At 69.3% G+C, this 12,729-nt stretch carries 9 protein-coding genes and 1 pseudogene; 6 read left to right on the top strand and 4 right to left on the bottom strand.

All coding sequences use genetic code 11. The features are described 5' to 3' along the window. Positions 1-288: 288 nt before the first annotated feature. Positions 289-669 (bottom strand): DUF6507 family protein, encoded by a 381-nt coding sequence (locus tag HCJ92_RS16730; protein WP_167934406.1) that lies wholly within the window; start codon positions 667-669, stop codon positions 289-291. A 274-nt stretch (positions 670-943) separates the two neighbouring features. On the opposite strand from HCJ92_RS16730, the gene HCJ92_RS16725 reads away from it, so the two are divergent. The 5 genes from HCJ92_RS16725 to HCJ92_RS16705 all read left to right on the top strand — a co-directional run bounded on the left by HCJ92_RS16725 (position 944) and on the right by HCJ92_RS16705 (position 6,338). Next, positions 944-3,055 carry a hypothetical protein gene (locus HCJ92_RS16725; protein ID WP_167934405.1) on the top strand — a complete coding sequence of 704 codons (2,112 nt, stop codon included), beginning with the start codon at positions 944-946 and terminating at the stop codon, positions 3,053-3,055. Then, the gene (locus tag HCJ92_RS16720) at positions 3,052-3,624 is read left to right on the top strand and encodes a hypothetical protein (protein ID WP_167934404.1); all 573 of its coding nucleotides are present in this window, start codon (positions 3,052-3,054) and stop codon (positions 3,622-3,624) included. Before HCJ92_RS16725 ends, HCJ92_RS16720 begins: the two co-directional genes overlap by 4 nt. Before the next feature lie 41 nt (positions 3,625-3,665). Next, positions 3,666-4,970 (top strand): hypothetical protein, encoded by a 1,305-nt coding sequence (locus HCJ92_RS16715; RefSeq protein ID WP_167934403.1) that lies wholly within the window; start codon positions 3,666-3,668, stop codon positions 4,968-4,970. 78 nt (positions 4,971-5,048) lie between these two features. Then, positions 5,049-5,651 carry a hypothetical protein gene (locus tag HCJ92_RS16710; RefSeq protein ID WP_167934402.1) on the top strand — a complete coding sequence of 201 codons (603 nt, stop codon included), beginning with the start codon at positions 5,049-5,051 and terminating at the stop codon, positions 5,649-5,651. A 51-nt stretch (positions 5,652-5,702) separates the two neighbouring features. Continuing rightward, a complete protein-coding gene (locus HCJ92_RS16705; protein WP_167934401.1) occupies positions 5,703-6,338 on the top strand; it encodes a hypothetical protein in 636 nt (211 codons plus the stop codon). Between the two features lie 151 nt (positions 6,339-6,489). On the opposite strand, the gene HCJ92_RS16700 is transcribed toward HCJ92_RS16705, so the two are convergent. Further along, positions 6,490-7,998, bottom strand: coding sequence for an alpha/beta hydrolase (locus HCJ92_RS16700; protein WP_209311227.1), 1,509 nt, complete (start codon positions 7,996-7,998; stop codon positions 6,490-6,492). A 205-nt stretch (positions 7,999-8,203) separates the two neighbouring features. On the opposite strand from HCJ92_RS16700, the gene HCJ92_RS16695 reads away from it, so the two are divergent. Continuing rightward, the gene (locus HCJ92_RS16695; RefSeq protein WP_338054220.1) at positions 8,204-9,142 is read left to right on the top strand and encodes a helix-turn-helix domain-containing protein; all 939 of its coding nucleotides are present in this window, start codon (positions 8,204-8,206) and stop codon (positions 9,140-9,142) included. Between the two features lie 51 nt (positions 9,143-9,193). Here the strand turns inward: HCJ92_RS16695 and folE are convergent, their stop codons facing one another. Together folE and ftsH are read right to left on the bottom strand one after the other, a co-directional pair. Further along, a complete protein-coding gene (gene folE / locus HCJ92_RS16690) occupies positions 9,194-9,808 on the bottom strand; it encodes a GTP cyclohydrolase I FolE (RefSeq protein ID WP_167934400.1) in 615 nt (204 codons plus the stop codon). A 615-nt stretch (positions 9,809-10,423) separates the two neighbouring features. Then, positions 10,424-12,314: pseudogene (gene ftsH, locus HCJ92_RS16685) on the bottom strand (ATP-dependent zinc metalloprotease FtsH); the annotation flags it as partial. Between the last annotated feature and the right edge of the window lie 415 nt (positions 12,315-12,729).

Genomic DNA, 12,729 nt, shown 5'->3' with positions numbered 1-12,729 from the left:
CAGCCGCCGCGGGCGCGGCGCCCGCAGCCGGCGACCGGCGGGTTCGACTACTTCGGCACCGCCGGCGAGGGCCCGGCGCCGCAGCAGGAAGCCGGCAACGGCGACGAACGCCCCACCGACAACCGGGCGGGCGGCCCCGCCGCCGGCCTCGGCCGCCGCCGCGTCTGACGGATTCCGAGCGCTCCCCCGGCGAGGGCTTCCCCGGCGACCGTTTCCCGGCGACCGCACCGACGCGGCCGGGACGCCGACCCGGCCTCCGCCCCGACGTGCGCAGGGGGGCGCGCCCCCTCAGAAGGCCGGGCGGCCGTCGGTGCTGCGGTACCGGTCCCCCGGAGTCAGGGTGAACTCGGCGTCGCCCCGGTCGCGCGCGCTGTCCTCCATGGTGAGGTCGCCCTCGCAGTGAGCGTCGACGGCCAGGACGGCACCGTCCTCCGAGCGGTCGGCGCATCGCCCGATCTCCTCGATCTGACGCTCTGACCGCTGTGCGTAGTGCTCCACCGCGGTCCTCACCTCACTCACCCGGGTGCCGGTGAACCCGCCGACGGCCTGCGCTGCCTCACGCGCGGTCTCGGGGTAGCTGTCCTGGTGCTCCTTCACTCCCGAGGCCCGGCTCGCGAACCGGCTGAGTGCCCCGGCCGCGCCCTCGGTGTCGATGTCCCAGTACGTCATCCCGCCCCCGTTACTCGTCCGCCGCCCGGCCCCTGCGATCACGCTGCGGCACGCTCTCCGGTTCCGTTCCCGCCGGTGCGTGGCACAACACTGTGACATCCGCCGGTCACCCGTTGCACCCGCGTTGTCGGCGCTGCTACAGATGAGATCACCGCGGGGCGGCGCCCCGCCGCCGAGGTGGGGACAGCGGCTGTGTCCGGGACGGGCGCGGTCGGCAGGCAGGTTGGCAGGTAGGGAGAAGGGGGTTGTTGGTGTGGGCGGGTCGTTGATCGGTGTGGGGGACATACCGTCGTACTCGGGGGATCTGGCGGAGTTGGAGCAGTTGATCGGGACGTTGAGCCGGTCGGCCGCGGAGGTGGAGGCCGACAGCTCCGACACGCACCACACCTTCCAGGCGTTCGGCGGCAGCTATGCCACCGATCACACCGAGGAGTTGCTGGCCACGACGCGCAGTGTGCGTCGGGGTGGTGAGGACCTGGGTGAGGACGGTCGCCGTCTGGTGCGGTTGCTGACGCGGTACGTGCAGGAGATGCAGGCGATCGACCAGCGGATGCGCGGCCTGCGGGGCGACGTCGCGGCCCTGTGGCAGCGCGTGGGGATCCACGACCCCGAGCCGGAACACCTCACGCTGGGCGAGGACTACGCCGCAGAGCTGCGCCGGCTGCTGGAGCACGCGGAGCGGACCGAGGGCGAGGTCGCCGTCGCAGTCAACGCGCTGCTGCCCGAGCCCGGCGGCACGCCGCCCCCGGTCGGCGACCGCGGCGCGGCGGCGCTGGCGCGTCAGGTCGCGGAGGCGTCCGGTCCGCTGCTGCGCGGCAACCCGGTCCAGCAGGCGTGGGTGGCGGACATGCTGGACCGGCACGGGGACAATCCGGCGTTCGCCGACACCCTCGCCGACGCGTTGGGTGTCGAGGGGCTGATGCAGTTGGGCAGCTCCATCTCGCCGCTGGCGCTGCCGCTGGTGTCGAGGGTCGAGCGGGGCATCGGCACGGTCCTGGCCACCACCACCCGCGTCCCGGCGAAGCTGCAGGACGCCCACCCGGATGATCCGGAGTTCCAGGAGTGGCTGCGGACCGCGGAAGGGCGGCGCTGGCAGGACATCCTCGACCAGACCACCGCCTACGGCCACCGCGAGCTGGCCAGGACTCCCGACCCGGCCGGCGACCCCCGCGAGACGTACTACGGCTACGAGCGGATCATCTCCCACCTCGAAGCCACCGACCGCCCGGCGTCGGCGCAGTACCTGTACCTGATGACCGACGACATGATCACCGCCGAGGTCACCGACCCCCAGAAATGGCGCCACGCCGCCTACGGCGAACCCGGCGAGATCCGCTCCGTCGACCTCCTCGACCGCCAGCTGGGCATGATCGCCCACAACAACCCCCACGCCGCCACCCTGGTCATGACAGACCACTTCGACTACCTCATGCTCCAGGGCGAGGACGAGGACGGCGCCCGCCCCGGCCCCGAGTACCCCGTCAGCCCGTCCAACCCCGAACGCCACGGCCTCACCGACGCCCTCGTCGCCGCCACCACCGGCCGCACCCCCGACGCCGACCACTCCCTGGCCACGGACCCACCCACCCCGGAACAACAGGACCTGGCCATCGAGGTCTTCCGCTACTACGAGGACCGCACCCACCTCCTCGCACCCAAGGGCGACCACGCCTACCGCGCCTCACGCATCGGCATGGTCACCGCCGAACACATCGCCGTCGTCCACACCACCCTCGGCGACTACAGCGACATCCCCAACCGCCCGGACCTGCCCCGCGCCGACCTCCCCAACACCGAACGACTGCTCTACCAACTCGCCCTCGACGAGCAAGCCTTCGCCGCCATCGAAGGCGCCTCCAGCGCCCAGACCGGACTCGCAGTCGAACAGGCAATGAACAACGAGAACTTTGAGGACTCCGCGGGAGATTTCCTCTACCGAGCGGTTGCACCCGGTTCAAACACCGCGGGCATCATGGCGGAATCCCGGGCCGCGTCGGCCCACAAGGGGGTCATGGACGAGGGCTCCGTCTCCACCCGGAAGAAATGGTCCGAGCGCTTCCTCAACACCATCTCCGACACAGCCACCAAGAACCTGCCTTTCGCAGGAACCGCCACCGCCAAGATCTTCGACGAAATCAACGCAGAACTCTACAAGGGACTGGAAGAAGACAAGGCGCGGAAAGCCGCCGACAAAAGAGCAGAGGTGCGCTACGACTCAGAAGTACAGAACGAGGCAGGAGCCGCAACCGCCGTCGAAGCCGCCCTGCACAACAAGTACGGAGACCCACTGCCCGACGACGTTGACGCAGAGCGATACAAAGACATGGCCAGAGGGCACGCAAACAGCGCGTACGCGATCGGCCGCACGAAGGGTGCAAGCAATTGACCAGGAACCACCGGTTCATCGGGGCAGTCGCCGGGCTGGTTGTCCTGAGCACCGCAGGCTGCACCTCGGGCGAAGCGGACGAAGAGCCGAAACGACTGTACGATATACCGCAAGCGCTCTGCGACATGCCGCCTCTCGACCTGGACCTCGACCCAGTGTTTCCTCCCGGTGAGAGCCTTGAAATTGACCACAATTTCGTCGACGCGGAGAGCGGTACATTTAGCTGCGAGCATCGCGTTGACAGAGTGCCCGTCATCAAGCTCCACGCCCAGTTCTACACCGACCGAGGCGTGGCGGACCCTCCATACGATTACGGGCTTCGGAGCTACCCCAAGCAGGAACCCGTCGCCGTTCCTGGCTCCAACGAAGCATGGGCATGGCCGGGACTGGCCAGCGCCATAACCGAGTGCACATTCGAGGGCGAGACCCGCCCTTACTTCACTTCCGTCATCACCATGTATCCGGACGACGAAGACCTCGCGCTGGAGCTGGTATCGGAACTCATCCAGCCCGTCGCGGAACACGCCCAGCAATATTGCAACAGCGTCGGAAGCCAGGCCACAGAGTGAGGTCCCCAGATCCCGGCCTGTGGGCCTGCGCACTCCGGTGAGTGACCGGGGACGGCCGCCGCTGGCAGGACATCCTCGGCCAGGCCACCGCCTACGGCCACCGCGAACTACCGAAGACGCCCGACCCCGCCGGCGACCCCCGCGAGACGTACTACGGCTACGAGCGGATCATCTCCCACCTCGAAGCCGCCGACCGCCCGGCGTCGGCCCAGTACCTGTACCTGCTGACCGACGACATGATCACCGCCGAGGCCACCGACCCCCAGAAGTGGCGCCATGCCGCCTACGGCGAACCCGGCGAGATCCTCTCCGTCGACCTCCTCGACCGCCAACTCGGCATGATCGCCCACAACAACCCCCACGCCGCCACCCTGGTCATGACCGACCACTTCGACTACCTCATGCTCCAAGGCGAAGACGACGCCAAGGCACGCCCCGGCCCCGAATACCCCCTCAACCCGTCCAACCCCGAACGCCACGGCCTCACCGACGCCCTCGTCGCCGCCACCACCGGCCGCACCCCCGACGCCGACCACGAGGAGGCGAGGGGGGCCCCGACAGAGGTACAACGCGACATCGCCGTCAAGGTCTTCGACTACTACGAGGCCCGCAGCCACCTCCTCGACGACAAGGGTCCGCACAACTACCGCACCACACAGCTCGGCATCATTTCAGCCGAACACATCGAGCTGGTCTTCGACTCCTACGTGCTGATGGAGAGCGACCAGCTCGATGGCCGAGAAATTCGCGACGACCTGCCCAGCACCCGGCGGCTGATCGAACAGCTCGCCAAGGACCCCGAGGCCGCAGCTGCGATTGAGGGCGCCGGCACAGGAGAAACGGCACGCCGAATCGACGCAGCACTCAACCGGCCACGGGAGGAGGGTTTGGACATGGAGAGCGCGATCTCCCGGGCAGTCGCACCGGGTGCAAAAATCGCCGACACGATCATCGGATCCCAGGCTGAAGTCGCGTACGACAAGGCCTTGAATGAAGGAAGTCGCAAAACCCGGCAGAAATGGACCGAGAGAGCCCTCAACATGATCTCCGACGGGGCAACAAACGGGCTACCTATGGGGGGAACTGCGGCGGCAAAAATCCTGGACGACCTCAACGCAGATCTCTACAGCAAAGAGAAGAAACAGCACGAGGTCGACGCGGGCAACGACAGAAATGAGATCATCCGGAACGGCCGCCGGCACACCGAAAGCTCAGCTATCGCCGCACTCGAGATTGCCCTGGCAGAGAACGACATAGACTCCAAGAGCCAACCAGCGCAGGCATACCGAGACAGGGTCAGACTAACGATTGATGACCAGTTCCGAAACGAAACGAGCAAGAGCTGAGGACTGAAGAGTGAACTTTGACGGCATCCCGAGAATTCTACTCGCTCGATCGACCTCACGAGACAAGGATCGGGAATCGTGAACAGCGCACCGCGCGTCGACCGAGGAAGGGCCGTTTCACAAGCAGCACTGTTGACCGTCTGCGTGACAGGGATGGCTGCATGCTCACCAGAGGCGCAAGAACCGGACGACTCCACGGCTCAAGTCAACTACGCGATCCCGGAGAGTGTCTGTGGTGTCTCCACCGACGCGCTGGGGCTTACACCCCTTTTCCCTCCGGGCGACACCATCGAGGAGAGTCACCACGAGAGCAGCAAGCGGAACAGCTGCTACTACGATGTCGACGGTGCCTTGATGCTCGCCATCCAGTCCGGAATCGTTGCCGACTCCAGCGCCAACCCACCACAACTCCGCCCGGAGAACGTCGACGTGGAGCCCGTGACGGTTCCGGGTGAGCACACCGCACACATCTGGCCCGGCCAGGCCTACGCCGTGGGTGTCTGCAATGACGGGGAGGAAGAGAGGGCATTCATGGTCCTTATCAGCTCGCGGGAGCCGGCAGATCCTGAGGCCTCCGTGGAACTTCTCTCCGAGGTCATCCACCCCGTAGTCGACGCACTGGAGGAGCGTTGCGCTGAACTGAACGACTCCGGAGATCTCGATTCTGGATCGGATGACTAGAAGGCGACGCGGCAGGACGGCTGGCCTCTGCTTACATCAGCACCGTGACCGATGTACGACGACCAGCGCCACCGAAACTCGCCGCTCCAGAGGCCCAGCGGAAGGGCCACCTGCGTGACCCAGAAAGAGCACCCCGGGAAGCCGGGCAGCCGACTCGCGATTGTCACCCTCATGGTTGCCTCGACCACTACCGCAGGTTGCTCGTTCAGCGAGTCGCCGGACTTTGCCGTTCCGGATGACATCTGCGGTGTTTCCACCCGGGACGTCGGCCTGGAGGCCGCGTTCCCGGTGGGCACCCCTTTCGAGGAGGCGCGCGAGGTTCGTGAGAACTCCGAGTACTGCCACTACAGGGTCGACGGCACGCTGACGTTCTCCCTGGGTGCGCGGGTTGCGATGTACCCGGACCTGACCACACCCCCGGACGAGTGGGCCGACCCGGCCGGACCGTACGCAGACCCGGTCACGGTACCCGGGGAACATGCCGTCGCTGTCTGGCCGGGGCTTGCGATGGCAGAAGGCGAGTGCGAGTTCCGCGGCGAACCGCACCCCCTTGAGGTGCAGATCATCACCGAGTACCCACAGGAGCCCGCCGAGTCCATCGAGTTCCTTTCCGGGATCGTTCACCCGGTCGTCGACGCCCTGGAACAGCGGTGCACGGAGAGAAGTCGCGAGCAGGGCGGGTCGTAGAGCGAGCCGGGATCACCGCACCGCGTCACGGCCGGACCGCGCGACGACCGCCGACGCGCAGGCCGCCGCCCCGGGGCCGGTGAGGGCGGCCGGGGCGGCGGCTTCGCGTCCGTGCCCCGGGGCCGGGGCCGGCGGCGCGGGGCGTGCGGCGTCAGTCGGCGGCGCAGAGGACGTCGTCCTCGGGCATCTCGCCGTCGACCAGGTAGCGGGTGGTGGTGTTCAGCGCGCAGGAGTTGCCGCTGAGGACGTAGACCCCGTGGCCGGCATCGTCGACGCTGACCATGCGCGAGCGGTTCTCGAACTTCTCGCGGAGCAGTTCACCGCCGAGGTGCGGGGTCGCCGGGTCCAGCTTGTTCTGGACCAGCAGGACGTTCTGCGGGCCGTCGTCGACGACGTCGACGGGCGGCTCGGTCTGCTCGAAGGGCCAGAACGCGCAGGGGGTGATGTTGGCCCCGGCGGCACCGAACAGCGGGTAGGCCTCGCGGTCCTCGGCGACGGCGTCGCGGTAGTCGTCCACGTCGGTGGACCACTTCACGTCGTTGCAGGTGACAGCGGCGAAGACCGACAGCGGGTTGTCGATGATCGACACCGGCTCGGTCGGCACGGTTCCCTCGTCCTGGAGCAGCTGGACCGTCTCCGCGTCCCCGGCCGCGAGGGCCTGCCACTGCTGCGCGAGCTTGGCGTACTGGGTCGGCTTGTAGAGCATCGCGAAGCTCATGTGCCGCATGATGCTGCCGTCGAAGCCGGCCACGGGAGTCTCGTCGAGGCTCGCCGCGAGGGAGAAGTACGTCTCGCGGACCTCCTCCGGGGTGTTGCCGAGACCGTAGCTGTCGTGGCGTGCCGCTGCCCAGTCGGCGAAGTGGGGGAAGGTCTCCTCCATGCCGTGTCCGAAGCGGCGCATGCCGTCGTGGTCCAGGTGGGTGTCACCGACGACGCTGTCCAGCACGATCCGGTCGGAGTTCTCCGGGAACATCGAGGCGTAGGCGGCGCCCAGCGCGGAGCCGTAGGAGTAGCCGAGGAAGCTGGTCTTCTCCTCGCCCAGGGCGACGCGGATGCTGTCGAGGTCGCGGGCGATGTTCGCCGTCGACATGTGGGGCAGGTGGCCGTTCTTGTCGTTGGCCTCGCAGTCCTCGGCGGCCTGGCGCGCGACCTCCGCCTGGCGGAGCACGGCGTCGTCGTCGGCCGCGAAGGGCGGGATGTTGGAGTAGTAGTCGCCCTCCAGCGTGAAGCCGCAGCTGACCGGGGTCGAGTGGCCGACCCCCCGGGTGTCCATGCCGATGAGGTCGTAGGTGTCCAGCACACTGCTGGGTATGCCCTGGTTGATCAGGAGCGCGGGCAGCGACAGTCCGGAGCCGCCGGGCCCGCCGGGGTTGAGCATGAGCGTGCCGCGGCGCTTCTCGGGGTTGCTGCTCGCCACGCGCGAGATCAGCAGGTCGAGCTCGTCGCCGTCGGGAGCCGCGTAGTCCACCGGCACGGACACGGTGGCGCACTCCAACTCGACCGGGGCGGCCTCGGCCAGGACATCGTCAGGACAGGCGCTCCACTCCACCTCGGAGCCGTTCGGCTCCCCCGTGGCGGCGTGTGCGGTCGCGAGCGGAACGCTGAGGCCGAGGACTGCCACCAGGGCGGATGTCCGGACGATCGGGCGTCGTCGTGTCATGTGGGGTCTCCAGAGCCGGTTTCTCGGTCGGGTTCGCGACCCATCGCACTCCATGCCCCTGGGGCATGGTCAACACCCGACGCCACGAGGGAACTTCCGGCGACGCCCGGCGCGACGACACCCGGGGGCGGAAGCGCCGCGCCGGCACGGTTCGGCCACGGCTCGGCAGGCGCCCGGCCGGCGCACACCGCGAGCGAGGTTGACCGTGCCCCTGGGGCAGGGTTTTGAATGGGAGGTCGTCGAGGCCGTCGACGCGGGCCGCTGGCGCCGGCTCACCCGGTGGCGGTGGCCTGCGGCGACGGAGCAGCACGGAAGGGGCGATCCGGTGGCGTGGAGCACCAGTCAGCTGGCCGAACTGGCCGGCACGACGCTGAAGACCGTCCGGCACTACCACAAGGTCGGCCTGCTGGAGGAGCCGGAACGGGCGCACAACGGCTACAAGCGGTACGGCGCCGCGCACCTCGTCCGGCTGCTCCGCATCCGGAGGCTGGTCGACCTGGGGGTGCCGCTGTCGGACATCCCGGCGCCCGAGGCACCCGACGACGAGGTCGAGCAGGTGCTCCGGGCGCTGGACGCCGAGCTCGCGGCCGGGATCGAGCGACAGCAGCGACTGCGACGGGAACTCGCGGCGATACTCGACGAACGGGCCTCACTGGACCTGCCCGCCGGGCTCAGCACGTCGATCAAGGACTTGCCCGCCAATGACCGGTCGTTCCTGGTCGCCTTCTCCAGCTTCCTCACGCCCTCGGCGATGAGCGTGTTCGAGGAGCAGCTCGCGGCGCCGCGCAGTCCGGTGTCCACCGAGTTCGACGACCTCCCGCCGGACGCACCGGAGGAGGTGCGGCAGGAGCTCACGCGCCGGATGCTGCCCGAGGTCCGGCGACAGCAGGCGGAGTACCCCGTCTTCGACAACGTGGGTTCGTACTCCCGACGGGACGAGACGGTCGCCCGGTCGGTCGTCCTGCACTCGCTCGTCGAGTTCTACAACGAGGCCCACCTCGACGTGCTGCGGCGGGTGAACGAGATGCTGGTCGCAGAGAGAGCGAACGCCGCCGACGGCCCCCCGGCAGGCGGCGAGCCGGCCGGCGACGGCCCGGAGAACCCGTCGCTCGGCGGCGGAGGCGACGAGGCCCCGGCCGGCTGATGTCCCCGCAGCGGGCGCGGCAGCCGGTCGGCAGCTCGGTAGCTCGGTAGCTCAGCGGGCGAGGATGAGGCTCATCGCCTCGGAGCGGGTGGCGGCGTCGCGGAGCTGACCGCGCACGGCGGAGGTGGTGGTCTTCGCCCCGGGCTTGCGCACGCCGCGCATCGTCATGCACATGTGCTCGCACTCGATGACCACGATGACGCCGCGCGGTTCGAGGATGCGCATCATCGCGTCGGCGATCTGTGTGGTCAACCGTTCCTGCACCTGCGGGCGGCGCGCGAACACGTCCACGAGGCGGGCCAGCTTGGACAGGCCGGTGATCTTGCCGCTGCTGGACGGGATGTAGCCGATGTGGGCGACGCCCACGAAAGGCACCAGGTGGTGCTCGCAGTTGGACATCACCTCGATGTCCTTCACCAGCACCATCTCGTCGTGGCCCAGGTCGAAAGTGGTGGTGAGGACGTCTTCGGGCTCCTGCCACAGTCCGGCGAAGATCTCCCGGTAGGCGCGAGCGACGCGCGCGGGGGTGTCGCGGAGACCCTCGCGGTCCGGGTCCTCCCCGACCGCGATCAGCAGCTCGCGCACGGCTGCCGCGGCACGCTTCTCGTCGAACTCGCCGTGGGCGCCGCCTGCGCCGTCGGCGGCCCGCGTCACCGGGTCAGTCATGCGTCCCTCGTTCCCTCGTACGCGCGCCCCGGTCGGACACGTGTGCGCGCCACCAGCGTAGACGCTGCGCCAGGCGCCGGACATTCCGGGCCGCCGACCCGACCCGGCTCCCGCGGACCCGGCGGGCAGCGGGTCGTCGGGCGCCCGGCAACGCCGGTGGGCCGGGCACCGCGAGTGCGGTGCCCGGCCCACCGGGTGGAGTGCTGTGCGGTCAGCTGCCCGCAGGCCCCTTGGGGGCGTCGTCGCCGCTGTCGCCGTCGGTGCTGCCGCCGTCCGTGCCGTCAGCGCCGGTGCCGCCGCGCCTGTCGGAGTCGGCCGACCCCGACAGCCCACCGCTTCCGGAGAGACCGCCGGTGCCGAAGGAGCCGGAGCCACCCGAGCCGCTGCCGGACGGACCGTCGGACGCACCGCCGGTCGGGCCGGCGGGCGGAATGCTCGGCGGGGTGGCCGGAGGGCTGCCCGGCGTCGTGCCCGCGCCACCGGTCGGTGCGTCGCCGGTCGGTGCACCACCGGTCGGTGCGTCACCGGTCGGTGCGTCACCGCCCGTGGCGGGCGTCCCGGAGGCGGGCTTCTCCAGCGAGAGCACGTCGTCGCGCTCGCCCAGCTCGTCCTTGACCGGCATCGCGACCGGCGGACGGGAGGAGGGGGTGCGCCGGGAGGAACCGGTCCACGCCGGACGCGACGGGCGCTTCACGATCGGGCGGAAGATCTCCGCCAGCTCCTCCTTGTTGAGGGTCTCCTTCTCCAGGAGCGCGAGAACCAGGTCGTCCAGGACGTCGCGGTTCTCGACGAGGATCTCCCACGCCTCGTTGTGCGCGGTCTCGATGAGCTTCTTGACCTCCTCGTCCACCAGTGCGGCGACCTCCTCGGAGTAGTCGCGCTGGTGGCCCATGTCCTTGCCGAGGAAGGGCTCGGAGGAGTCGGAGCCGAACTTGATGGCGCCGAGCCGCTCGGTCATGCCGTACTGGGTGACCATCGCGCGGGCCGTGGTGGTGGCCTTCTCGATGTCGTTGCCCGCGCCGGTGGTCGGGTCGTGGAAGACGAGCTCCTCGGCCGCCCGGCCGCCCAGCATGTACGCGAGCTGGTCCAGCATCTCGTTGCGGGACTGGCTGTACTTGTCCTCCTCCGGCAGCACCATGGTGTAGCCGAGGGCGCGACCGCGCGGGAGGATCGTGACCTTGTGCACCGGGTCGCTGCTCGGGGACGCCGCCGCGACCAGGGCGTGACCGCCCTCGTGGTACGCGGTGATGAGCTTCTCCTTGTTGCTCATCAGGCGGGTCCGCCGCTGCGGGCCGGCGACGACGCGGTCGATTGCCTCGTCGAGGAAGTGGTTGTCGATGAGCTTCGCGTTGCCGCGGGCGGCGAGCAGCGCCGCCTCGTTCAGCACGTTGTTCAGGTCCGCACCGGTGAAGCCGGGGGTGCGGCGGGCGACCGCCGAGAGGTCGACGTCGGGCGCGACCGGCTTGCCCTTCTGGTGCACCTTGAGGATCTCCAGGCGGCCCGCGAGGTCGGGGCGGTCCACGGCGATCTGGCGGTCGAAGCGGCCGGGCCGCAGCAGCGCCGGGTCCAGGATGTCGGGCCGGTTGGTGGCCGCGATGAGGATGACGCCGCCCTTGACGTCGAAGCCGTCCATCTCGACGAGCAGCTGGTTCAGGGTCTGCTCGCGCTCGTCGTGGCCGCCGCCCATGCCGGCGCCGCGGTGGCGTCCGACGGCGTCGATCTCGTCGACGAAGACGATGGCGGGCGCGTTGGCCTTGGCCTGCTCGAACAGGTCGCGGACACGGGAGGCGCCGACACCGACGAACATCTCGACGAAGTCGGAACCCGAGATGGAGTAGAAGGGGACGCCCGCCTCACCGGCGACCGCGCGGGCCAGCAGCGTCTTGCCGGTGCCGGGCGGGCCGTACAGCAGCACACCCTTCGGGATCTTGGCGCCGACGGCCTGGAACTTGCCGGGCTCCTGGAGGAACTCCTTGATCTCGTGGAGCTCCTCGACGGCCTCGTCCGAACCGGCCACGTCGGAGAAGGTGGTCTTCGGGGTGTCCTTGGAGATGAGCTTCGCCTTGGACTTGCCGAAGTTCATGACCCGTGAGCCGCCGCCCTGCATCTGGTTCATCAGGAAGAGGAACACGATGATGATCAGGAGGAACGGGATGATCGTCAGCAGCATGCCGACGAACGGGTTCTGGGACTTCGGGCTGACCGTGTAGCCGTCGGGCAGCAGGTCGTCCTCGGACTGGTACTTGGACTGGAGGATGTCGGCGAGCTCGGCGCCCTGGTCGTCGACGTAGCTCGCCTGGACCTTGTCCGAGTCCTGGATCTCCTCGCCGTCCTTCAGCTCCACCTTGATCCGCTGCTCGTCACCGGTGGTGATCTCGGCGGAGCGGACCTGGTTCTGCTGGATGGCCTGGACGACCTCGGCGGTGTCGACGGTCTTGTAGCCCTCGGAGGAGCGGAAGACGTTCATCACCAGGATCGCTGCGAGTACCGCCAGCACGATCCACATGACTGGCCCACGGAAGTAACGCTTCACGTCTCTCCATACGGGGCTGCGCCGCCCCGTTCCTCCTGCCGCATCCAGGCACAGCCCCCGGACGGGATCCGCTGTGCGTACGGTGTCCTCTCCCCGCCGGCGCGCGCCCGGCGTCGGAACAAGCCGACAACTCTCTGATGCTCCGCGACGGTACACCGGGGGCGGCCCCCGGCGCTCTTCGGGACCGGGAACCGGCCGGGTTCAGTCGCCGTGTCGGCCCTTCCACCTCCTCCAACGGAGCAGGCGGCCCGGACGTTCCGCGACGTCACCCCGTTACGGCCCATCGGGCGTACGGCACTCGGCGCCCGGGCGCGTCCCCCGCGCCCTCCCCTCCCGGCGGCGCGAGCCCGCGGCCCGACCGGCCCGACCGGGCCGTCCGGGCGCGGCG

Origin of the sequence: Streptomyces spiramenti (assembly GCF_012034385.1) — a bacterium.
GTDB lineage: Bacteria > Actinomycetota > Actinomycetes > Streptomycetales > Streptomycetaceae > Streptomyces > Streptomyces spiramenti.
The sequence above is the reverse complement of the archived record's forward strand: the minus strand, read 5'-3'. Positions and strand labels throughout refer to the sequence as shown.

Coding starts and splice junctions, on each gene's coding strand:
- HCJ92_RS16730 (WP_167934406.1), bottom strand. CDS start 669: ATGACGTACTGGGACATCGACACCGAGGGCGCGGCCGGGGCACTCAGC.
- HCJ92_RS16705 (WP_167934401.1), top strand. CDS start 5,703: ATGTACGACGACCAGCGCCACCGAAACTCGCCGCTCCAGAGGCCCAGC.
- HCJ92_RS16700 (WP_209311227.1), bottom strand. CDS start 7,998: ATGACACGACGACGCCCGATCGTCCGGACATCCGCCCTGGTGGCAGTC.
- folE (WP_167934400.1), bottom strand. CDS start 9,808: ATGACTGACCCGGTGACGCGGGCCGCCGACGGCGCAGGCGGCGCCCAC.